Source organism: Kitasatospora sp. NPDC088861, from assembly GCF_044750105.1.
In the GTDB taxonomy this organism is placed as follows: Bacteria; Actinomycetota; Actinomycetes; order Streptomycetales; family Streptomycetaceae; genus Kitasatospora.
In genome coordinates this window covers 1-21,668 of sequence record NZ_JBIVJF010000024.1, presented here as the reverse complement: position 1 = coordinate 21,668, position 21,668 = coordinate 1, and the positions used below count along the sequence as shown (strand labels likewise).

17 protein-coding genes are annotated in these 21,668 nt (G+C 71.3%); 12 read left to right on the top strand and 5 right to left on the bottom strand.

Translation table 11 applies throughout. The features are described from left to right. Window positions 1-28: 28 nt before the first annotated feature. From ACIP37_RS29460 to ACIP37_RS29445, 4 genes are all read right to left on the bottom strand, one after another. A complete protein-coding gene (locus ACIP37_RS29460) occupies window positions 29-1,180 on the bottom strand; it encodes a hypothetical protein (protein ID WP_363585750.1) in 1,152 nt (383 codons plus the stop codon). A gap of 27 nt (window positions 1,181-1,207) precedes the next feature. Beyond that, on the bottom strand, window positions 1,208-1,963 hold the full coding sequence (locus ACIP37_RS29455; RefSeq protein WP_363585751.1) for an ABC transporter ATP-binding protein: 756 nt from the start codon (window positions 1,961-1,963) through the stop codon (window positions 1,208-1,210). Between the two features lie 210 nt (window positions 1,964-2,173). Beyond that, window positions 2,174-3,568: an aspartate aminotransferase family protein gene (locus ACIP37_RS29450; protein ID WP_350882875.1), complete on the bottom strand. Its 1,395-nt coding sequence runs from the start codon at window positions 3,566-3,568 to the stop codon at window positions 2,174-2,176. Further along, entirely contained in the window at window positions 3,565-4,038 is a 474-nt protein-coding gene (locus ACIP37_RS29445; RefSeq protein WP_030243538.1) for an Lrp/AsnC family transcriptional regulator, read from the bottom strand. The genes ACIP37_RS29450 and ACIP37_RS29445 overlap by 4 nt, the downstream gene beginning before the upstream one ends. Before the next feature lie 301 nt (window positions 4,039-4,339). Between ACIP37_RS29445 and ACIP37_RS29440 the strand changes: the two genes are divergently transcribed. The 3 genes from ACIP37_RS29440 to ACIP37_RS29430 all read left to right on the top strand — a co-directional run bounded on the left by ACIP37_RS29440 (window position 4,340) and on the right by ACIP37_RS29430 (window position 8,632). Further along, window positions 4,340-5,785: a gamma-aminobutyraldehyde dehydrogenase gene (locus ACIP37_RS29440; protein WP_363585752.1), complete on the top strand. Its 1,446-nt coding sequence runs from the start codon at window positions 4,340-4,342 to the stop codon at window positions 5,783-5,785. A 220-nt stretch (window positions 5,786-6,005) separates the two neighbouring features. Next, the gene (locus ACIP37_RS29435) at window positions 6,006-7,364 is read left to right on the top strand and encodes an aspartate aminotransferase family protein (RefSeq protein WP_363585753.1); all 1,359 of its coding nucleotides are present in this window, start codon (window positions 6,006-6,008) and stop codon (window positions 7,362-7,364) included. A gap of 68 nt (window positions 7,365-7,432) precedes the next feature. After that, window positions 7,433-8,632, top strand: coding sequence for a spermidine/putrescine ABC transporter substrate-binding protein (locus ACIP37_RS29430; RefSeq protein ID WP_400806179.1), 1,200 nt, complete (start codon window positions 7,433-7,435; stop codon window positions 8,630-8,632). Window positions 8,633-8,650: 18 nt separating this feature from the next. Here ACIP37_RS29430 and ACIP37_RS29425 read toward each other — a convergent pair whose 3' ends face one another. After that, window positions 8,651-10,306 carry a PucR family transcriptional regulator gene (locus tag ACIP37_RS29425; RefSeq protein WP_400844743.1) on the bottom strand — a complete coding sequence of 552 codons (1,656 nt, stop codon included), beginning with the start codon at window positions 10,304-10,306 and terminating at the stop codon, window positions 8,651-8,653. 356 nt (window positions 10,307-10,662) lie between these two features. Between ACIP37_RS29425 and ACIP37_RS29420 the strand changes: the two genes are divergently transcribed. From ACIP37_RS29420 to ACIP37_RS29380, 9 genes are all read left to right on the top strand, one after another. Beyond that, window positions 10,663-12,174 (top strand): gamma-aminobutyraldehyde dehydrogenase, encoded by a 1,512-nt coding sequence (locus tag ACIP37_RS29420; protein WP_363585754.1) that lies wholly within the window; start codon window positions 10,663-10,665, stop codon window positions 12,172-12,174. Between the two features lie 67 nt (window positions 12,175-12,241). After that, window positions 12,242-13,492 (top strand): spermidine/putrescine ABC transporter substrate-binding protein, encoded by a 1,251-nt coding sequence (locus ACIP37_RS29415; protein ID WP_363585755.1) that lies wholly within the window; start codon window positions 12,242-12,244, stop codon window positions 13,490-13,492. 46 nt (window positions 13,493-13,538) lie between these two features. After that, the gene (locus ACIP37_RS29410) at window positions 13,539-14,681 is read left to right on the top strand and encodes an ABC transporter ATP-binding protein (protein WP_363585756.1); all 1,143 of its coding nucleotides are present in this window, start codon (window positions 13,539-13,541) and stop codon (window positions 14,679-14,681) included. After that, entirely contained in the window at window positions 14,678-15,607 is a 930-nt protein-coding gene (locus tag ACIP37_RS29405) for an ABC transporter permease (RefSeq protein ID WP_350882859.1), read from the top strand. The genes ACIP37_RS29410 and ACIP37_RS29405 overlap by 4 nt, the downstream gene beginning before the upstream one ends. Further along, on the top strand, window positions 15,607-16,410 hold the full coding sequence (locus tag ACIP37_RS29400; RefSeq protein ID WP_363585757.1) for an ABC transporter permease: 804 nt from the start codon (window positions 15,607-15,609) through the stop codon (window positions 16,408-16,410). The genes ACIP37_RS29405 and ACIP37_RS29400 overlap by 1 nt, the downstream gene beginning before the upstream one ends. Before the next feature lie 63 nt (window positions 16,411-16,473). After that, window positions 16,474-17,868, top strand: coding sequence for an FAD-dependent oxidoreductase (locus tag ACIP37_RS29395; RefSeq protein ID WP_363585758.1), 1,395 nt, complete (start codon window positions 16,474-16,476; stop codon window positions 17,866-17,868). Window positions 17,869-18,020: 152 nt separating this feature from the next. Further along, a complete protein-coding gene (locus tag ACIP37_RS29390; protein ID WP_363585759.1) occupies window positions 18,021-18,452 on the top strand; it encodes a hypothetical protein in 432 nt (143 codons plus the stop codon). Between the two features lie 70 nt (window positions 18,453-18,522). Next, entirely contained in the window at window positions 18,523-19,335 is an 813-nt protein-coding gene (locus ACIP37_RS29385) for a nucleotidyl transferase AbiEii/AbiGii toxin family protein (protein WP_363631463.1), read from the top strand. Between the two features lie 329 nt (window positions 19,336-19,664). Beyond that, window positions 19,665-21,188, top strand: coding sequence for a CoA-acylating methylmalonate-semialdehyde dehydrogenase (locus tag ACIP37_RS29380; RefSeq protein ID WP_350882849.1), 1,524 nt, complete (start codon window positions 19,665-19,667; stop codon window positions 21,186-21,188). Window positions 21,189-21,668 lie beyond the last annotated feature (480 nt).

The following is a 21,668-nucleotide window of genomic DNA, read 5'->3' as shown; positions in this document are numbered from 1 at the left end:
GGCCGGGCAATCACCGCAGGCTGGGAAGTCAGCGCAGGCCGGCGGCTGCCAGTGCGGCGGTCGCCCCGCCGGTCACCAGCAGCGTGGTGCCCACCGCCAGGGTGCGCAGCGCGACCGCGCCGAACAGCAGCCGGGGCGAGGTGCCGAGGCGCAGCAGCACGTCGGTGACGTCCCGGCGGTCGGTGCGGACCTCGGCCAGCCGGGCGGCCACGGCGGCGGCCGCGCAGCCGAGCACCAGGCAGGCCTCGACGGCGGGCAGCACGTCGGCGCTGTCGGGCGTGCCGATCCAGTAGCGGATGGTGGTGAGCACCAGCGCGAGGGCGAGGGTGAGCACGGCCAGCGGAGGGCCGAGGCGGCGGGCCTGGGCGGTGAGTCCGCGGCCGGCCAGCAGCCGCAGCGGGGTGGGCCGGCCGAGCGCGAGCAGCCGTCCCGTCCAGGACAGCAACGGGCCGGTGAGCAGGGCGAGTCCGACCGCGCTGGCGGCCCAGCCGCCGAGTGCGGCGGTGCTGGTGCTGCCGAGCCCGGCGGGCAGGTGGATCGGCCGGCCGTCGGCGGCGGCGCCGGGCCGCAGGGCGATGAGTTCGAGGGCGAGGCCGATCACGGCGAGCCCGACCGGCAGGGCGACCCGCAGCGCGCCGAAGCCGGTGCCGCGGTGGGTGCGGCTGCCGGGCAGGTACTCGGTGGGCGGGACGGCGCAGGCGGCGGCGATCCCGGCGGTGAGCGGGACCAGGGCGAGCAGGGCGACCGGCGCGACGGCCGGCAGCGGTACGCCCATGCCGAGATCGGGGGCGAGCGCGGGCCCGGCGATGTCGTTGCGCAGGACCAGGAAGACCAGCAGGGTGAGCACGCTGCCGAGGGTGCAGGCGAGCACGACCTCACCGGCGATCAGGGTGCGGATCCGGCCGGTGCCGGCTCCGGCGGCGCGCAGGCCGGTGATCCGTTCGGGCCGCTGGGCGGGTACGGCGCGGGCGGTGACGGCCGCGAACCAGGCGACGGCGGCGAGCGGGGGCAGGCACCAGAGCAGTCGCACCAGCGCGTCCTCGCCGCCGAGCGGGTCGCTCATCGCCCGGCCGAGGGAGCGCAGCAGGAAGGCGGAGACCACGGCGGCGGCCAGCACGGTGAGCAGCCAGCGGCCGAGGTCGGGCACCCGGTAGCCCCGGGCCAGACGGAGATAGAACACGTCGACTCTTTCAGCGGCTCGGCATCGTCAGCGGCGGGTGGCCGAGACGGCGGACGCGCCGGCCGCCCCCGGGACGGCGGGGCCGCGCGGGACGGGGGCGGCGGGGGCGGTGAGCCGTCCGTCGACGAGGGCGACGGCGCGGTCCGCGAACCGGACGAGCTCGGGGTCGTGAGTGGCCAGGACGAGGGTGAGCTGGTGCGACCGGGCCGCGCTGGTCAGTATCCGCAGGACCTGGTCGGCGGCCTCGCGGTGGAGCGGGGCGGTGGGGTCGTCGGCGAAGACGACGGGCGGCAGCGGGGCGAGGGCGCGGGCGACGGCGATCCGCTGGCGCTGGCTCTGGAGCAGCTGGTCGGGGCGCTGCCGGGCGACCTCGCCGACGTCGAGGCGTTCCAGCCATTCGTCGGCGGCGGTGTAGGCGGCCTTGTTGCCGGCGCCGGCGAGCAGCAGCGGCAGGGCGACGTTCTCCCGGGCGGTCAGTTCGGGCACCAGGTGGGGTTCGGAGCCGACGAAGCCGAAGCGGTCGCGGCGCAGCCGTTCGCGCCCGGCCCGGCCGAGGGTGTGGACGGGCGCGCTGTTGAACCAGACCTCGCCCTCGTCGACGGTGAGGAGGGCGGAGAGGCAGCCGAGGAGGGTGCTCTTGCCGGAGCCGCGCGGTCCGGTGACGGCGAGCACTTCGCCCTCGCGGACGCCGATCGAGATGCCCCGCAGGGCGGGGGTGCCGTGATGGGACTTGACGATCCCCCGGGCCCACAGCACGTCGTTGTCAGGCGGTGCCGCTGACATGAGGTTCCATCCTGGGTGGCCGCAGGGATATGACAGTCGTCAGATTAGAACGACTGGGGCCTGGTGCGGTTGCGGCGCTCTGGTCCATCGCGGGCAAATCACCCGCAATCAGGCATGTTTGATCGGCTGTCCGCGCCGGAAAACGCCGAAGGGCGGTCCCGGGGGAGTGGGACCGCCCTTCGGCGGAGGGTGGGGAAGGAGGATCAGGGGTCAGATCTTCGCCCACGCGTCGGTGAGGCTGGTCCGCAGGATCTGCTCGATCTCGTCGAAGGTCGACTGGTTGGAGATCAGCGGCGGGGCCAGCTGGATGACCGGGTCGCCACGGTCGTCGGCGCGGCAGTACAGGCCGTTGTCGAAGAGGGCCTTCGACAGGAAGCCGTAGAGGACGCGCTCGACCTCGTCGTCGTTGAACGACTCCTTGGTGACCTTGTCCTTCACGAGCTCGATGCCGTAGAAGTACCCGTTGCCGCGGACGTCGCCGACGATCGGCAGGTCGCGCAGCTTGTTCAGGGTGCCCAGGAACGCGGCCTCGTTGTCGAGGACGTTCTGGTTCAGGCCCTCGCGCTCGAAGATGTCGAGGTTGGCCAGCGCCACCGCGGAGGAGACCGGGTGGCCGCCGAAGGTGTAGCCGTGCAGGAAGGTGTTGTCGCCCTTGTAGAACGGCTCGGCGAGGCGGTCCGAGATGATCGTGGCGCCGATCGGGGAGTAGCCCGAGGTCATGCCCTTGGCGCAGGTGATCATGTCGGGCTGGTAGCCGAACTTGTCGGCGCCGAACATGGTGCCCAGGCGGCCGAAGGCGCAGATGACCTCGTCCGAGACCAGCAGCACGTCGTGGCGGTCGCAGATCTCGCGCAGGCGCTGGAAGTACCCGGGCGGCGGCGGGAAGCAGCCACCGGCGTTCTGCACCGGCTCGACGAAGACGGCGGCGACGGTCTCGGCGCCCTCGTTGAGGATGGCCACCTCGATCTCGTCGGCGCACCAGCGGCCGTAGGCCTCGGGGTCGACCGTGCCGTCCGGGCCTTCGAGGAAGGCGGGGGCGCGGTAGATGTTGGTGTTCGGGGCCTTGTGGGTGCCCGGCACCAGCGGCTCGAACGGGGCCTTCAGGCCCGGCAGGCCGGTGATCGACAGGGCGCCCTGCGGGGTGCCGTGGTAGGCGACGGCGCGCGAGATGACCTTGTACTTGGTCGGCTTGCCGGTCAGCTTGAAGTACTGCTTGGCGAGCTTCCAGGCGGTCTCGACGGCCTCGCCGCCACCGGTGGAGAAGAAGACCTTGTTCAGGTCGCCCGGGGCGTAGTTGGCCAGGCGCTCGGCCAGCTCGACGGCCTTCGGGTGGGCGTAGCTCCACACCGGGAAGAAGGCGAGCTCCTTGGCCTGCTTGGCGGCGGCCTCGGCCAGCTCCTCGCGGCCGTGGCCGGCCTGGACGACGAACAGGCCGGCGAGGCCGTCGAGGTACTTGCGTCCCTTGTCGTCCCAGACGTAGGTGCCTTCGCCCTTGACGATCGTCGGCACGGGGGAGTTCTCGTACGACGACATGCGGGTGAAGTGCATCCACAGGTGGTCGTAGGCGGTCTTGGAAAGGTCCTTCTGCGCCGGGTCGGCTGTCATCGGGTGCCCCAGGTGTAGGTCTGTTTCCGGAGCTTCAGGTAGACGAAGCTCTCGGTGCTCCGCACGCCGGGAAGCGCGCGGATGCGCTTGTTGATCAGTTCGAGCAGGTGCTCGTCGTCCTCGCAGACCAGTTCGGCCAGGAGATCGAACGAGCCTGCGGTGCAGACGACGTAGTCGACCTCGTCGAGGGCGGCCAGCGCGTCGGCGACGGGCTCGATGTCGCCCTCGACCCGGATGCCGACCATCGCCTGGCGGGTGAAGCCGACGGTGAGCGGGTCCGTGACGGCGACGATCTGCATCACGCCCTGGTCGAGCAGCTTCTGGACGCGCTGGCGCACGGCCGCTTCGGACAGGCCGACGGCCTTGCCGATGGCGGCGTACGGGCGGCGTCCGTCCTCCTGGAGCTGCTCGATGATCGCCTTGGAGGCGGCATCGAGGGGAACGCTCGCGTTCCGGTCGCGGTTGGCCACGCCGCCACTGTGCCTGATCGTTCTCCTGTTCGCAAGCGAGGAATCTGCTGATTTCGTCGTGATCTTGGAATCCGCGTACGGATTTCATCGCCTACGTGCACTGCACCTGTCGATACCAGCAGTCATGCGGCTACCCTGGCACGGTACGCGCGCAGCCCCGCAGCGCAGCGCGCGTTCCCCCAAACCAGTGGACCGCGCCGTCCAGGGCCCGGCCACCCGACACCCTTCGTGCGCCGGACCCGCCGACGTACCATGGCGCCGGAAACTGCAACGCCGCAGGCCCAGACCGAGGAGAGACCCCGTGAGCGACCTTCGCACGCTGCGCAACTACATCAACGGTGAGTTCGTCGACGCGGCGGACGGCCGCACGCTCGACATCGTCGACCCCACCACCGGTGAGGTCTACGCGACGTCCCCGCTGTCCGGTGCCTCCGATGTGGACGCCGCCATGGCCTCGGCCGCCGCCGCCTTCCCGGTCTGGCGCGACGCCACCCCGAGCACCCGCCAGAAGCTGCTGCTCAAGATCGCCGACGCGGTCGAGGCCCGGGCCGACGAGCTCGTCGAGGCGGAGGTCCGCAACACGGGCAAGCCGCGCGGGCTGACCCTCTCGGAGGAGATCGGTCCGATGGTGGACCAGATCCGCTTCTTCGCCGGTGCCGCCCGCATGCTGGAGGGCAAGGCCGCCGGGGAGTACATGGACGGGATGACCTCGATCGTCCGCCGCGAGCCGGTCGGCGTCTGTGCCCAGGTCGCGCCGTGGAACTACCCGATGATGATGGCCGTCTGGAAGTTCGCCCCGGCCATCGCCGCGGGCAACACCGTCGTCCTGAAGCCCTCGGACACCACCCCGGCCTCCACCGTCCTGCTCGCCGAGATCATCGGCGGCGTCCTCAAGGACCTGGAGCTGCCGGCCGGCGTCTTCAACGTGATCTGCGGCGACCGCGAGACCGGCCGGCTGATGGTCGAGCACAAGACCCCGGCGATGGCCTCCATCACCGGTTCGGTCCGGGCCGGCATCCAGGTCGCCGAGTCCGCCTCCAAGGACGTCAAGCGCGTCCACCTGGAGCTGGGCGGCAAGGCCCCGGTCGTGGTCTTCGAGGACGCCGACATCGCCGAGGCCGTCGAGGGCATCTCGGTCGCGGGCTACTTCAACGCCGGCCAGGACTGCACCGCGGCCACCCGCGTGCTCGTGCACGAGTCGATCCACGACGCCTTCGTCGAGGCGCTGGCCAAGGCCGCGGCCGAGACCAAGACCGGCGGCGTGGACGACGAGGACGTGCTGTACGGCCCGCTGAACAACGCCAACCAGCTGAAGCAGGTGGCCGGCTTCATCGAGCGGCTGCCCGCCCACGCCAAGGTCGAGGCCGGTGGCCACCAGGTCGGCGAGAAGGGCTACTTCTACGCCCCGACCGTCGTCTCCGGCCTGCGGCAGGACGACGAGATCATCCAGAACGAGGTCTTCGGCCCGGTCATCACCGTGCAGAAGTTCACCGACGAGGACCAGGCCGTCGACTACGCCAACGGCGTCGACTTCGCGCTGGCCTCCTCGGTGTGGACCAAGGACCACGCCCGCGCCATGCGGATGTCGCGCCGGCTGGACTTCGGCTGCGTCTGGATCAACACCCACATCCCGCTGGTCGCCGAGATGCCGCACGGCGGCTTCAAGAAGTCCGGCTACGGCAAGGACCTCTCCGCGTACGGCTTCGAGGACTACACCCGGGTGAAGCACGTCATGACCGCGATCTAGCGGGTCGTGACGGTCGGCGCTGTATGACCGCGATCCAGCGGGTCGTGACGGTCGGGCGCTGTATGACCGCGATCTGATCGCGCGTCCATCGTGTGAACGGACAATGGGCCCGGGTCCTTTCGACCCGGGCCCGGTGTCTTTGCATCCTGTCGGCCGTTCGCGTGACCGGCTGACAAGATGAAACTGCACTTCGGGGCCGCGACTCCCTAGCCTTACCGGCATGAGCATCCCCACCGCTGACTCAGCCGCCGGCCAGGCGGTCAAGGCCGCCGACCGCGCGCACGTCTTCCACTCGTGGTCCGCCCAGGCGCTGATCGACCCCCTCGCGGTGGCCGGCGCCGAGGGCTCGTACTTCTGGGACTACGACGGCAACCGCTACCTCGACTTCTCCTCGCAGCTGGTCAACACCAACATCGGTCACCAGCACCCGAAGGTGGTCGCCGCGATCCAGGAGCAGGCGGCGAAGCTCTGCACCATCGCCCCCGGTTTCGCGGTCGAGGCGCGCAGCGAGGCCGCCCGGCTGATCGCCGAGCGCACCCCCGGCGACCTCGACAAGATCTTCTTCACCAACGGCGGCGCCGAGGCGGTCGAGAACGCCGTCCGGCTGGCCCGGCTGCACACCGGCCGGCAGAAGGTCATGTCCGCCTACCGCTCGTACCACGGCGCCACCGCCAACGCGATCGCCCTCACCGGCGACCCGCGCCGCTGGGCCAACGAGACCGGCGTCTCCGGCGTGGTGCACTTCTGGGGCCCGTACGCCTACCGCTCCAACTTCCACGCCGAGAACGAGGCACAGGAGTGCGAGCGCGCGCTGGAGCACCTGGAGCAGGTGATCGCCTTCGAGGGCCCCGGGACGATCGCGGCGATCATCCTGGAGACCGTGGTCGGCACCGCGGGCATCCTGATCCCGCCGGCGGGCTACCTGGCCGGGGTCCGGGAGATCTGCGACCGCTTCGGCATCGTGTTCATCCTCGACGAGGTGATGGCCGGCTTCGGCCGCACCGGCGAGTGGTTCGCGGCCGACCACTGGGGTGTCACCCCGGACCTGCTGACCTTCGCCAAGGGCGTCAACTCGGGCTACGTCCCGCTGGGCGGCGTGGCGATCAGCGCCGAGATCGCCGCCACCTTCGCCGAGCGGGCGTTCCCGGGCGGGCTCACCTACTCCGGCCACCCGCTGGCCTGCGCCTCGGCCGTCGCCACCATCACCGCCATGGCGGAGGAGGGCATCGTCGAGAACGCCAAGCACATCGGCGAGACCGTGCTCGGCCCCGGCCTGCGGGAGCTGGCCGAGCGGCACCCCTCGATCGGCGAGGTCCGCGGCCTCGGCGTGTTCTGGGCGCTCGACCTGGTGAAGGACCGCGGGACCCGCGAGCCGCTGGTCCCGTACAACGCGGCCGGCGCCGCCAACGCGCCGATGGCCGAGCTGGCCGCCGCCTGCAAGCAGCGCGGGCTCTGGCCGTTCGTCAACATGAACCGCCTCCACGTCGTCCCGCCGTGCACCGTCACCGAGGAAGAGGCCAAGACCGGTCTCGCGGTGCTCGACGAGGTGCTGTCGCTCGCCGACGCGCACACCGTCTGACGTACCGACCGGACGGCCCCGGGTGTCGCGCACGCCCGGGGCCGTCCCACGCTCCGGAGGCCTTCCCCATGCCCAGCAGCACCACCCCGACCCGCCCCCACAACTCCCGTACGATCCGCCGGCGTTCGGTGCTCGGCGGGGCCGCGCTGCTCGGCGTCGGCACGCTGACCGGCTGCGGCATCCCGTCCGCGTACGTCGCCGAGGACCGCCGCTCGGTCCAGGACCGTTCGGACCGCGAGCAGCGGCTCGCCTTCTCCAACTGGACCCAGTACATCGACACCGACGACCAGGGGCACCGGCCGACCCTGGACGCCTTCACCGAGCGGACCGGCATCGCGGTCACCTACACCGAGGACATCAACGACAACGACGAGTTCTTCGGCAAGATCAGCCCGGTGCTCACCCAGGGCGCCGACCCCGGCCGGGACCTCATGGTGGTCAGCGACTGGATGGCCGGCCGGTACGTCTCGCTCGGCTGGGTGCAGGCCATGGACCGGGCCAACCTGCCCAACGTCACCGCCAACCTGGACCCGCAGCTCGCCGACCCGGCCTTCGACCCCGGGCGCCGGCGCAGCGTGCCCTGGCAGTCCGGGATCACCGGCATCGCGTACAACCGCAAGGCGCTCGGCCGGGAGCTGAAGTCGACCGCGGACCTCTGGGCGCCCGACCTCAAGGGCCGGGTCACCCTGTTCGCCGGGCTGGACGAGGCGCTCGGGCTGCTGATGCTCGCCCAGGGCGCGGACGTCTCCCGGTTCGGTGAGGACGACGCGCACCGGGCGATGGACACCGTGCAGAAGATGGTCGACACCGGCCACATCCGCCGCTTCACCGGCAACGACTACACCAGCGACCTCGCCTCCGGCGCCGCCGTCGCCTGCCAGGCCTACTCCGGCGACGCCGTCCAACTGACCGCCCAGAACCCGGACATCGAGTTCGTGGTGCCGCAGGAGGGCGGCGAGCTGTGGGCGGAGAGCCTGATGATCCCCAACCGGGCCCGGCACAAGCGCAACGCCGAGCTGCTGATCGACCACTACTACCAGCCCGAGGTGGCCGCCGAACTCGCCGCGTTCGTCCAGTACATCTGCCCGGTGCCGGCCGCCCGCGAGGTGCTGGCGGCCAGCGGTGACAAGGACAAGGCCGAACTGGCGGAGAACCCGCTGCTCTTCCCGACCGACGAGATGCGCGCCCGGCTGCACACCATGCGCGACGTCACCTCGGCGGAGCGGCCCGAACTGCACAAGGTCTGGGGGCGCATCACCGGCGTGTAGGCCACCGGCGTGCAGCGGTCAGCGGCGGACGGCGTCCAGGGCGAGCAGTGCCACGTGCAGGGAGAGGCAGGACTCCACCTGGTCGAGGTCGACGCCGAGGATCCGCTCGACCTTGTGCAGGCGGTCGTAGAAGGACGGCCGGGACAGGTGCGCGGCGTCGGCCGCCGCCGACTTGTTCCGGCCCTGCTCCAGGTAGATCCGCAGCATCTGCACCAACTGGCCGTTGTGCTCGGCGTCGTGGGCCAGCAGCGGGCCGAGCTCCCGCTCCACGTAGGTCTGCAGCCGGGCGTCGTCGCGCAGCAGGTGGAGCAGGCCGCGCAGCCGGACGTCCGGCAGCCGGTAGTACGAGGCGGCCCGGCCGCCGGGCGCGTCGTGCAGGGCCGCGTCGGCGACCTGGGTGGCCTCCAGCAGGGTGCGCCGGGCGTCCCGGACGGAGCCGACCGAGGAGCCGACCGCGACCACCGGGGCCGGTGCGGCGGCGGCGTCGTCCCGGCCGGCCTCGGCCGACATCCGGCGCAGCGTGGCCGAGAAGGCGTCCAGGGCGGCGTGCTCGTCCTGCTGGGTGCCGAGCGTGATCAGCACGCCGACGCCCTCGTCGTCCAGCGCGCCGACCAGGGCGGAGAGCCGGCAGGCCCGGACGGCTCCTGCGGCGAGCTCGGTGAAGTCGCGCAGCCGGGCCTGCGCCTCCAGGGCGGCCGGGATCGGGCCGCGCCGCTGCCGCAGCACCACCCCGACCAGCCGGCGGCCCTCCAGCGGGACGCCGAGCGCCTGGGCGCGCAGGGCCACCTCGGAGACGGTCAGCGCGTGGGTGAGGATGCCGGACAGCAGGGTGCGGTGGGTCTGCCGTTCCAGGCTCTCCCGGTCGCGCACCACCAGCCGGTTGAGTGCCAGCCCGGAGGCGCCGCGCTCCAGCAGCATGGTGTGCGGGTGGGCCTCGTTCTCGGGCAGCGGGCCCGGATCCTGCACCAGTACCAGCCGGCCCCAGTCCTGGCCGCGGGCGCCGACCGTGGTCACCAGCCAGCCGCTGCGCGGGTCGTGCCCGGTGCGGCCGGGCGGGCGGACCCCGCGGGAGCGGCGCTCCCAGTCCTCCAGCAGTTCGACCTCCGGGCGGCCGGCGGTGTCGTGGGCGAGCACCTGGTGCGCGAGGTTCTCCAGGACGACCGGCGCGCCCGCCATCCGGGCCACCTGGCGGATCACCTCGGGCGGCTCGGCGCCCTCCACCACCAGCTCGTTGAACACCTGGTGGACGGCCTCGGAGACGCGCAGCTGCTCCAGCTGGGCGTTGACCACCAGCGCGTGCACGGCCTCGGTGACGGCGACGAAGCGCAGCTCGCGGCGGAGCGTGATGAGCGGCAGGCCGCGCTGTTCGGCGGCGTGCACCAGGGCGCGGGGCAGCGAGTCGAAGTAGCGCCGGCCGTACTCGACGACCAGGCCGGCGACCCCCACCTCGTCCAGTTCGCGGACGTAGCGGGCCAGGCCCTCGCGGTCGTCGGGCAGCGCGATGCCGGTGGTGAGCACCAGTTCGCCGCCCTGGAGCATCCCGGCGACGTCGGGCAGTTCGCTCACGTGGACCCAGCGGACGGGCCGCTCCAGGTGGTCGGCGCCGGCGACGACCTGGGGCAGGCCGCGCCGCATCACCTCCAGGTCGAGCACGCGGGCGACGGTGGGGAGCATCGCGGGCCTCCAGGGCCTTGAGGGACCAGAGTGTCAGGAAAATCATCCATCGCGGCGACGACCTGTCGCCCTCGGTGAACCCTTGCACCCTGTAAGGCCCTACCCGCCGAGGTTGTCGCAGTGACCCTTGTCACGCCGGGGCGGTAGCGGGCATGGTCAGCGGGTCGGCTGTGGCGAAAAACAGACCTCACGCCGGAATCCATCGCGTTGCCGGAATGCAACAGCGGAATCCCTTGTTCGGAGTCCGCCGGACTGCCAGGATCGCGCAACCCCGGTGATCAGCCGGTCGGATTCCCCCACGGCACAACCGTGAGAATCGCCGTGGCAGTCGACCCACCGGCACTTGGAGGAACCAGATGGACCTGACCGACTTCGGCGCGGGCGCGCAGTACATCGCGGGCCGTCAGACCCGGGGGAGCGGCGAGCCCTTCCAGGTCGTCAACCCCGCGGACGGCAGCGTGGTCGAGCAGGTCGCCCTGGCCACCACCGGCGAGGTCGACGCGGCCGTGGCCGCCGCGAAGGCGGCCCTGCCCGGCTGGTCCCGCGCCACCCCCGGTGCCCGCTCCGAGGCGCTGACCGCACTGGCCGCCGTCCTGGCATCGGCGAGCGCCGACCTCGCCCGGGTGGAGACCGCGCAGACCGGCAAGCCGGTCAAGCTGGCCACCGAGTTCGACGTCCCCGGCACCATCGACAACGTGGCGTTCTTCGCCGGCGCCGCCCGCAACCTGGAGGGCAAGGCGGCCGGCGAGTACTCCGGCGACCACACCTCCTACGTGCGCCGCGAGGCGATCGGCGTGGTCGGCTCGATCTCGCCGTGGAACTACCCGCTGCAGATGGCCGCCTGGAAGGTCCTGCCGGCGATCGCGGCGGGCAACACCATCGTGCTCAAGCCGTCCGAGCTGACCCCGCTCACCTCGCTGATGTTCGCCCGGGCCTGCACCGAGGCGGGCATCCCGGACGGCGTGGTCAACGTGGTCACCGGCGCCGGACGCACCACCGGCGAGCACTTGGTCGCGCACCCGGACGTCGCCATGGTGTCCTTCACCGGCTCCACCCCGGTCGGCCGCAGGGTCGCCGAACTCGCCACCGCGAGCGTCAAGCGCACCCACCTGGAGCTCGGCGGCAAGGCCCCGTTCGTGGTCTTCGACGACGCCGACCTCGACGCCGCCGTGCACGGCGCGGTCGCCGCCTCGCTGATCAACGGCGGCCAGGACTGCACCGCCGCCACCCGCGCGTACGTCCAGCGCCCGCTGTACGACGCGTTCGTGGCCGGCGTGGCCGAGCTGTACGCCGCGATCCGGATCGGCGACCCGCTCAACCCGCACACCGACCTCGGCCCGCTGGTCTCGTACACCCACCGGGACCGGGTGGCCGGCTTCGTCGAACGCGCCCGCTCCTACGCCACCGTGGTCACCGGCGGCCGCGCGCCGGAGAAGGGCCACGACGGCACCGACCTCACCCGCGGCGCGTACTACGCGCCCACCCTGATCACCGGCGCCGCCCAGGACAGCGAGGTGGTCCAGGGCGAGATCTTCGGCCCGGTGCTGGTCGTGCTGCCCTTCGACACCGACGACGAGGGCCTGCGGCTGGCCAACGACACCCCCTACGGCCTGGCCGCCTCCGCCTGGACGGGCAACGTGCACCGCTCGCTGCGCGCCACCCGGGAGATCGCGGCCGGGTGCGTCTGGGTCAACGACCACATCCCGATCATCAGCGAGATGCCGCACGGCGGCTACAAGGCGTCCGGCTACGGCAAGGACATGTCCCAGTACTCGCTGGACGAGTACACCCAGGTCAAGCACGTCATGTTCGACACCACCGCGGTCGCCCGCAAGGACTGGCACCGCACCGTCTTCGGAGACAGATAACCCCTGCCCAGGGGCGCCGCCCCCAGGGCGCCCCGATTCGACCTCTTACCCCCAGGAGGCCCGTTCCATGGCGTTCAACGAGTTCACCGACGGTCTGCCCGAACCGGTCCGCAAGGCCTGGGAACGCAGCCTGACCAGCGGCCGGGCCGCGATCGGCCGCCGCACCCTGCTGCGGGCCGCCGCGCTGACCGCCGGTGCGGGCACGCTGGCCGCCTGCGGGATCCCGGCGGCCAGGACCGTCGGCGGCGACTCGACCGCCAACGCCGCCAAGGACCTCTCGGACAGCGAGAAGGTGGTCAACTTCTCCAACTGGCCGCTGTACATCGACACCGACGAGAAGGACAAGCAGAAGCACGGCACCCTGGACGCCTTCACCGCGGCCACCGGCGTCAAGGTCAGGTACAACGAGGACGTCAACGACAACGTCGAGTTCTTCGGCAAGGTCAAGCCGCAGCTCGCGGCCGGCCAGGACACCGGACGCGACCTGATGGTCCTCACCGACTGGATGGCCGCCCGGCTGATCCGGCTCGGCTGGGCGCAGAAGCTCAACCCGGCGAACGTCACCACCGCGATCACCACCATCGACTCCCGCTTCCGCGCCCCCGACTGGGACCCGGGCCGGCTGTACTCCTACCCGTGGGCCGGCATCCAGGTCGTCATCGCCTACAACAAGAAGGCGACCAAGGGGAAGGAGGTCACCAGCGTCTCCCAACTGCTGGACGACCCCGACCTCAAGGGCCGGGTCACCTTCCTCTCCGAGATGCGCGACAGCATCGGGATCACCCTGCTGGACCTGGGCAAGGACCCGGCGAAGTTCACCGCCGACGACTACGACGCCGCCGTTGCCCGGCTGCAGAAGGGCGTCGACAGCAAGCAGATCCGCCGCTTCACCGGCAACGACTACGGCCAGGAGCTGTCCTCCGGCGACATCGCGGCCTGCGTCGCCTGGGGCGGCGACCTGATCCAACTGCGCGCCGACAACCCGGACATCGAGTTCGTCATCCCGGAGAAGGGCTACGTCTCCTCGACGGACAACATGCTGATCCCGGCCCGGGCGCAGCACAAGGCGAACGCGGAAAAGCTCATCGACTTCTACTATCAGCCGAAGATCGCGGCGCAGCTGGTCGCGGGCATCGGCTTCGTCTCCGCCGTGACCGGGATGAAGGACGAACTCGCCACCCTCGCCCCGGACAGCGCGGCCAACCCGCTGGTCGTACCCACCCCCGAGATGGCGGCCAAGTCGCACGTGTTCCGCACCCTCACCGAGACCGAGGAGAGCGACTTCGAGCAGAAGTTCTCCAAGCTCATCGGCGCCTGACCCCCACGCGCGGCCCACTCCCGGCAGAGAACCCAGGAAGACACCCATGACAGACCAGCAGCGCGACGCGGCCGCCGGCGGCGACGTCCGCCTCACCGGCATCGGCAAGACCTACGGCGCCTTCACCGCCGTCCACCCGCTCGACCTCACCGTCCCGCAGGGCTCCTTCTTCGCCCTGCTCGGCGCCTCCGGCTGCGGCAAGACCACCACCCTGCGCATGATCGCGGGCCTGGAGGAGCCCACCAGCGGCACCGTCCTGATCGGCGGCCAGGACGTCACCGCCCTGCCCCCGTACAAGCGGCCGGTGAACACCGTCTTCCAGAGCTACGCGCTCTTCCCGCACCTCGACATCTTCGAGAACGTCGCCTTCGGCCTGCGCCGCCGCGGCCGCAAGGACGTCAAGAAGCAGGTCGAGGAGATGCTGGAGCTGGTCGAACTCGGCCAGTACGCCCGGCGCAAGCCGCACCAGCTCTCCGGCGGCCAGCAGCAGCGCGTCGCCGTCGCCCGCGCCCTGATCAACCACCCCCAGGTGCTGCTCCTCGACGAGCCGCTCGGCGCGCTCGACCTCAAGCTGCGTCGCCAGATGCAGCTGGAGCTCAAGCGGATCCAGACCGAGGTCGGCATCACCTTCGTGCACGTCACCCACGACCAGGAGGAGGCCATGACGATGGCCGACACCATCGCGGTGATGAACGGCGGCCGGGTCGAGCAACTGGGCGCCCCCGCCGAGCTGTACGAGAACCCCGCCACCACCTTCGTGGCCAACTTCCTCGGCCAGTCCAACCTGCTGCCCGCCGAGGTCACCGGCACCGACGGCGGCGACCTGCTGCTCAGCGCGGCCGGCGTCCGCCTCGCCGTGCCCAAGGCGCGCTGCGCCACCGAGGCCAGGCAGGTCCACCTGGGCGTGCGCCCGGAGAAGATCACCATCGCGCACGCCTCCGCCGAGGTCGCCGACGGCCGCAACCGGCTGGCCGGCACCGTCCTCGACTCCAGCTTCATCGGCGTCTCCACCCAGTACGTGGTGCGCACCGACGGCGGCCAGGAGGTCACCGTCTTCGAGCAGAACATGGAGCGCGACGCCCGGATCGTCCCCGGCGCGCCCGTCCTGCTGCACTGGAACCCGGCGCACTCCTTCGCCCTGGACGCCGCGCAGGCGATCGACGCGGGCACCGCGGAGGAGGCCGCATGACCACCACCACCCCGGCCGCCCCGTCACAGGTCATACCGCTCGCGGAACCGGCGCGGAAGCCGAAGCGCAAGCTCACCGCGTACTGGCTGCTGCTGCCCGGCATCGCCTGGCTCGTCGTCTTCTTCGCCGTCCCGATGGTCTACCAGGCGTCCACCTCGCTGCAGACCGGCTCGCTCGAAGCGGGCTTCAAGGTCACCTGGCACCTCGCGACCTACTGGGACGCCCTGGTCGAGTACAAGTGGCACTTCGTCCGCTCGTTCTCCTACGCGGGCATCGCCACCGTGCTCTGCCTGGCCGTCGGCTACCCGCTCGCGTACACGATCGCCTTCAAGGCCAGCAAGCGCTGGCGCAACGTCATCCTGATCCTGGTCATCGCGCCGTTCTTCACCAGCTTCCTGATCCGCACGCTGGCCTGGAAGACCATCCTGTCCGACGGCGGGCCGGTGGTCGGGGTGCTCAACACCCTGCACGTCCTGGACGTCACCAACGCGCTCGGCCTCACCTCCGGCGACCGGGTGCTCGCCACGCCGCTCGCCGTGGTCTGCGGTCTCACCTACAACTTCCTGCCGTTCATGATCCTGCCGCTGTACACCTCGCTGGAGCGGATCGACCCCCGCCTGCACGAGGCGGCCGGCGACCTGTACGCCCGGCCGTTCACCACCTTCCGCAAGGTCACCTTCCCGATCTCGCTGCCCGGGGTGGTCGCCGGCACCCTGCTCACCTTCATCCCGGCCTCCGGCGACTACATCAACGCCCAGCTGCTGGGCTCGCCGAGCGAGCAGATGGTCGGCAACGGCATCCAGAAGCAGTTCCTGAACGTGCTCGACTACCCCACGGCTGCCGCACTGAGCTTCATCCTGATGGCCCTGATCCTGGGCATGGTGACGGTCTACATGCGCAAGGCCGGGACGGAGGAACTGGTCTGATGTCCCGGATTACCAAGTGGATACGCGCCCACCTGGTGGTGCTGGCCGGCCTGCTGGCCCTCGCCTACCTGGTGCTGCCCAACCTGGTCGTGCTCGCCTTCTCGTTCAACAAGCCGGTCGGCAAGTTCAACTACGAGTGGAACGAGTTCTCCACCGACGCCTGGACCAACCCCTGCGGCGTGGCCGACATGTGCCAGTCGCTCTCGCTCAGCCTGCAGATCGCGGTGCTCGCCACCATCGGCGCCACCGTGCTCGGCACCATGGTCGCCTTCGCGCTGGCCCGCTACCGCTTCCGCGGCCGCTCGGCCACCACCGCGATGATCTTCCTGCCGATGGCCATGCCCGAGGTGGTCATGGCCGCCTCGCTCGGGACGCTGTTCCTCAACATGCGCATCCCGTTCGGCTTCACCACCATCCTCATCGCGCACATCATGTTCTGCCTCAGCTTCGTGGTGACGGCCGTCAAGGCCCGCGTGATGAGCATGGACCCGAGGCTCGAACAGGCCGCCCAGGACCTCTACGCGACCCCCACCCAGACCTTCCTGCGGGTCACCCTGCCGCTGGCCTCCCCCGGCATCGCGGCGGGAGCGCTGCTCAGCTTCGCGCTCTCCTTCGACGACTTCATCATCACCCAGTTCAACTCGGGCCCGACCACGGTCACCTTCCCGATGTTCGTCTGGGGCGCGTCGCAGCGCGGCATCCCGGTGCAGGTGAACGTCATCGGCACCGCGATGTTCATCGCCGCCGTCGCGCTGACCGTCGGCGGCCAGTGGCTGGGCAACCGCCGGAAGGCCACCGCCTGACGTACGGTCGGGTGTGGTGGCCGAACAAATCATCGCCTAAGTACAGAAAGTGGCTGATAATGCATGGACTCCGCCCGCGCACTCAGTGACGCCAGGCCCACCCCCTTCTGGCTGGAGGACCCGGGCCGGCCGGCGGCGCTGCCCGCCCTGGTCGGCGACACCACCTGCGACCTGCTGGTCGTCGGCGGCGGCTACTCCGGCCTCTGGACCGCCCTCATCGCCAAGGAACGCGACCCCTCGCTGGACGTCGTGCTGGTTGAGGGCAACGAGGTCGGGTGGGCCGCGTCCGGGCGCAACGGCGGATTCTGCGCGGCCAGCCTCACCCACGGCTTCGGCAACGGCCTGCAACGCTGGCCCGCCGAACTCGCCCAGCTGGAACGCCTCGGTGCCGCCAACCTGGACGGCATCGAGGCCACCCTCAAGCGCTACGGCATCGACGCCGAGTGGGAGCGCACCGGCGAGATCGACGTCGCCACCCAGCCGCACCAGGTCGAGGAACTCCACGAGATCGCCGAGGCCGTCGCCCGGTACGGCTTCGACATCACCGTCCTGGACGCCGACGAGTTGCGCGCCGAGGTCGACTCGCCGACCTTCCTCGGCGGCCTCTGGGACAAGGAGGGCGTGGCGATGGTCCACCCCGCCAAGCTCGCCTGGGGCCTGCGGGACGCCTGCCTCGGCCAGGGCGTGCGGATCTTCGAGCACACCCGGGCCACCGACCTGCGGGAGTACGGCAGCGGCATGGCCGTCCGCACCCCGTACGGACGGGTCTTCGCCCGGCGCGTCGCACTCGGTACCAACGTGTTCCCGTCGCTGGTCAAGAGGGTCCGGCCGTACGTCGTGCCGGTGTACGACTACGCGCTGATGACCGAGCCGCTCAGCGACGAACAGCTCGCCGCGATCGGCTGGCGCGGCCGGCAGGGACTCGGCGACAGCGCCAACAAGTTCCACTACTTCCGGCTCTCCGCCGACAACCGGATCCTGTGGGGCGGCTACGACGCCGTCTACCACTACGGCGGCCACGTCCGGCACGAGTACGACCAGCGGCCGGAGACCTTCCGCACGCTGGCGAACCACTTCTTCCGCTGCTTCCCGCAGCTGGAGGGCCTGCGGTTCACCCACGCCTGGGGCGGCGCCATCGACACCTGCAGCCGGTTCTCGGCGTTCTTCGACACCGCCTACCGGGGCAAGGTCGCGTACGCGGCCGGGTACACCGGGCTCGGCGTCGGCGCGACGCGCTTCGGCGCCGAGGTGATGCTCGACCTGCTGTCCGGCGAGCGCACCGAGCGCACCTCGCTGGACATGGTGCGCAGCAAGCCGCTGCCGTTCCCGCCCGAGCCGGTGCGCTGGGCCGGGATCGAGATCACCACCCGCTCGCTGGAGCGCGCGGACCGCAACGGCGGCCACCGCAACCTCTGGCTGCGCACGCTCGACCGCATGGGGCTCGGCTTCGACAGCTGACCCCGTTGTCCGCGTTATCCGTGTCATCCGTGTTATCCGTGTAAGAGAGACCCGCCGTCCGCCTCTCCTTGGTGACGGCGGGTCTCGGTCTCCCCGCCGCGTCCCGACCGGGACGACCCGACCGGAACCAGCGGCAAGAAGCGGGGACAGACATGGAGAGCACCGGACTGCACTGGCTCGCCCAGGTGGCACCGGACCCGGAGGCCTTCCGGGAGCAATGGGAGCGCACCGGACTGGGGCTGATGCTGCTACCGGCCGGCCGCCGCTGGGACGTCCTCTCCGTCCCCGGACGGCTCGGGCGCCCGGCCCTGGAGATCCTGGACACCGGCTCCTGCGGCCCCGTCCTCACCGACTTCGGGGACGAGCACGTCAGCTTCCTGGTCCCCGTCGGCACCGCCGCCCGCTGGATCGGCACGGGCGTGCGCAGCGCGGGGGAGGGCACCTGGATCGTCGTCCCGCACCCCGAGCGCCGCAGCCGCGGGGTGCGCTGGCTGGTCCCGCCCGACGGCTCCGGACGGCTCAACGACCCGGTGCTGCTGGAACTCGCCCTGCACGAGGCCGCGGCCGGGCTCAGCGGCTGGTGATCCCGCGGTCCGGGCTCCGGCCCCGGCCGGCGGTGGCGCGCGGGGCGGGCGGTCGCGTCAGACTGGAAACGTGACCACCGCCCCGGACGCCGTCGACGCGCCCCTTCGACCGGGCCCGGCCCAGCTGCGCCTCGCCGCACTGGCGGCCCCAGTCTGCGACCGGTACGGGCTCGCCCTGGCCGGCGGGCACGCGCTGCGCGCCCACGGCGTCGCGGCCTGCCCGCAGGACGGCCTCACCCTGGTGACCGGCAGGGCCGACCTGCCGGAGGTGGCCGCCGCGCTGGGCGAGGCCTACCGCGCGGCCGGCGGCGGGGTCGCCGAACGCCCGGGCACGCCGCGACTGGAGCAGCTCACCGTCCGGCTCGCGCTCGGCGGGCGGTCGCACTCGGTGGAGCTGCGGAAGGAGCCGCTGGCCCACCGGCCGGTGCGCTTCGACCTTGCCGCGCCCCCGCCCGGCGAGCCGGCGGTGGCGCTGTCGGCGGTCCCGCCGGTGGCGCTGCCAGTCGTCCTGCCGGTGGTCCTGCCGGTCGTCGCCCTGGAGGACGCCGCCGCGCTCACCACCGCGCTGCTGGTGGACCGCGGCATGCCGCGGGACCTGGTCGATGTGCACGCCCTCACCGACTGCTACCGGGAGGGCGAACTCCTCGCACTGGCAGCCGAATTGGACGCAGACTTCCAGCCCGCGGCGCTCGCCGACCGGCTGGAGACGCTGGCCGAGGCGGCGGACGGCCGGTTCCGGGCCCGGGGTGTCGCGGCACGAGCGGTCGGCGGGCTGAAGCGGTGGGCGCTCGCCTGGGCCCAGGACCTGCGGCTGGACCTGCTGGAGACCCAGGAGGCGGCCGACGGTCTGCACGACCCGTACCTGGAGGACGAGGAGTCCTGAACGCGGGGTGGCGGCGCTTCGTCCTTGCGCGCTCGTCTTGCGGGTTCGTTGCTGCGCGTCCGTCCTCGCGTGTTCGTCCTCGCGCGTTCGTCCTTGCGGGTCCGGCTTCACACGTTCGTGCTCTCTCACGCGTTCGGCCGAGCAACCGGACGACCTGTAAGGCTGAATCCGCGATCCCCGTCAGCCTGTTCGTTGAGGCCTGGCGCGGCGGCCACCAGACTGGAGACGAGCGCGGTAGCCCCGTGAATCCCGTCGCCCGGCCCACTCGCGGGCGGCGCCAGACAGGACCGGCGGCAGGACGCCGCCCGGGACTTCGGAGGCAGACGGACTTGAGCAAGCACATCACTCACTGGATCGGCGGCGAGCCCGTCGCCACCGCCGGCGCGGCGCCCCGCCGCGGTGACATCTTCGACCCGGCCACCGGCCAGGTCGCCGGCCAGGTCGACTTCGCCGGGATCGCCGAGGTCGACCAGGCCGTGGCCGCCGCCGCCTCGGCCTTCGCCGAGTGGCGCACCGCCTCGGTCGCCAAGCGCACCACCGTGCTGTTCGCCTTCCGCGAGCTGCTGAACGCCCGCCGCGACGAGCTGGCCGCGATCATCGTGTCCGAGCACGGCAAGGTCCACTCCGACGCGCTCGGCGAGATCGCCCGCGGCCTGGAGGTCGTCGAGTACGCCTGCGGCATCCCGCAGCTCGTCAAGGGCGGCTTCACCGAGCAGGCGTCCACCGGCGTCGACGTCTACTCGATCCGCCAGCCGCTCGGCCCGGTCGCGATCATCTCGCCGTTCAACTTCCCGGCCATGGTGCCGATGTGGTTCTTCCCGCTCGCCATCGCGGCCGGCAACACCGTCGTCCTGAAGCCCTCGGAGAAGGACCCGTCCGCCGCCAACTTCCTCGCCGGGCTGTGGAAGGAGGCCGGCCTGCCGGACGGCGTCTTCAACGTCGTGCACGGCGACAAGGCCGCCGTGGACCGCCTGCTGGAGCACCCGGACGTCAAGTCCGTCAGCTTCGTCGGCTCCACCCCGATCGCCCGCTACGTCTACGAGACCGGTACGCGCTACGGCAAGCGCGTGCAGGCCCTGGGCGGCGCCAAGAACCACATGCTGGTCCTGCCCGACGCCGACCTCGACCTGGCCGCCGACGCCGCCGTCAATGCGGGCTTCGGCGCGGCCGGCGAGCGCTGCATGGCCGTGTCCGTCCTGGTCGCGGTCGACCCGATCGGCGACGAGCTGGTCGACAAGATCAAGCAGCGGATCGCCACCCTGAAGGTCGGCCCCGGCTGCAACGGCGACTCCGAGATGGGCCCGCTGGTCACCGGCCAGCACCGCGACAAGGTCACCTCCTACGTCGAGTCCGGGGTCGCCGACGGCGCCGAGCTCGCCGTGGACGGCCGCAAGCACCCGGTCACCGCCGAGGACGAGAACGGCGCCCCGACCTCGGATGGCTTCTGGCTCGGCCCCACCCTGTTCGACCACGTGAAGCCGGGCATGTCCGTCTACAACGACGAGATCTTCGGCCCGATCCTCTCCGTCGTGCGCGTCGCCTCCTACGACGAGGGCCTGGCACTGATCAACGCCAACCCGTACGGCAACGGCACCGCCCTCTTCACCAACGACGGCGGCGCGGCCCGGCGCTTCCAGTTCGAGGTGGAGGTCGGCATGGTCGGCATCAACGTGCCGATCCCGGTCCCGGTCGCCTACTACTCCTTCGGCGGCTGGAAGGCCTCCCTGTTCGGCGACGCCCACGCGTACGGTCCGGACGGCGTGCAGTTCTTCACCCGCGGCAAGGCCGTGACCCAGCGCTGGCTGGACCCCTCGCACGGCGGTATCAACCTCGGCTTCCCCACCAACAGCTGATCCCCCGCCCCGCCGTCGTGCCGGCCGGACCCCTCTCCCCGGGGTCCGGCCGGCCCTTTGCACCCCGTTTGCATCCGGTCGCGATCACGCGTAGAGTTCTTCGAGCTGCCTGGCTGGGAGCACCGGACACGCATCTCCGCGCGGACGGTCCCGGGACAGCCAATCCTTTTGAAACACCATTTCCCGGTTCGGGCTGGGTCGCGTCTTGTCGCGGCTTGGTTCCTATTCGGCGTGTTCGTTTTATTGGATTGCGGTCGATTCGCTTTTCGGAGTAGGGATCGGCTAGAGTTTGAAACGTCGGACGGGGCGTCAAGCCGCAGAAGACACCAGCGAGTTGGATGAACGAAGCGCCGGAAACGGAGCGGAAAACATCTGGTAAGCTGGGAACACGAAAGAACGAAGCGCCCGGAGGGCCCGCTGGAAGGCGGTCCGAAGGAAGTGTCCGTTCCTTGAGAACTCAACAGCGTGCCAAAAGTCAAC

Bases quoted from the DNA above. Each gene is read 5' to 3' on its own strand.
- ACIP37_RS29455 (WP_363585751.1), bottom strand. From the start codon at position 1,963: ATGTCAGCGGCACCGCCTGACAACGACGTGCTGTGGGCCCGGGGGATC.
- ACIP37_RS29450 (WP_350882875.1), bottom strand. From the start codon at position 3,568: ATGACAGCCGACCCGGCGCAGAAGGACCTTTCCAAGACCGCCTACGAC.
- ACIP37_RS29435 (WP_363585753.1), top strand. From the start codon at position 6,006: ATGAGCATCCCCACCGCTGACTCAGCCGCCGGCCAGGCGGTCAAGGCC.
- ACIP37_RS29430 (WP_400806179.1), top strand. From the start codon at position 7,433: ATGCCCAGCAGCACCACCCCGACCCGCCCCCACAACTCCCGTACGATC.
- ACIP37_RS29425 (WP_400844743.1), bottom strand. From the start codon at position 10,306: ATGCTCCCCACCGTCGCCCGCGTGCTCGACCTGGAGGTGATGCGGCGC.
- ACIP37_RS29420 (WP_363585754.1), top strand. From the start codon at position 10,663: ATGGACCTGACCGACTTCGGCGCGGGCGCGCAGTACATCGCGGGCCGT.
- ACIP37_RS29415 (WP_363585755.1), top strand. From the start codon at position 12,242: ATGGCGTTCAACGAGTTCACCGACGGTCTGCCCGAACCGGTCCGCAAG.
- ACIP37_RS29410 (WP_363585756.1), top strand. From the start codon at position 13,539: ATGACAGACCAGCAGCGCGACGCGGCCGCCGGCGGCGACGTCCGCCTC.
- ACIP37_RS29405 (WP_350882859.1), top strand. From the start codon at position 14,678: ATGACCACCACCACCCCGGCCGCCCCGTCACAGGTCATACCGCTCGCG.
- ACIP37_RS29400 (WP_363585757.1), top strand. From the start codon at position 15,607: ATGTCCCGGATTACCAAGTGGATACGCGCCCACCTGGTGGTGCTGGCC.
- ACIP37_RS29395 (WP_363585758.1), top strand. From the start codon at position 16,474: ATGGACTCCGCCCGCGCACTCAGTGACGCCAGGCCCACCCCCTTCTGG.
- ACIP37_RS29390 (WP_363585759.1), top strand. From the start codon at position 18,021: ATGGAGAGCACCGGACTGCACTGGCTCGCCCAGGTGGCACCGGACCCG.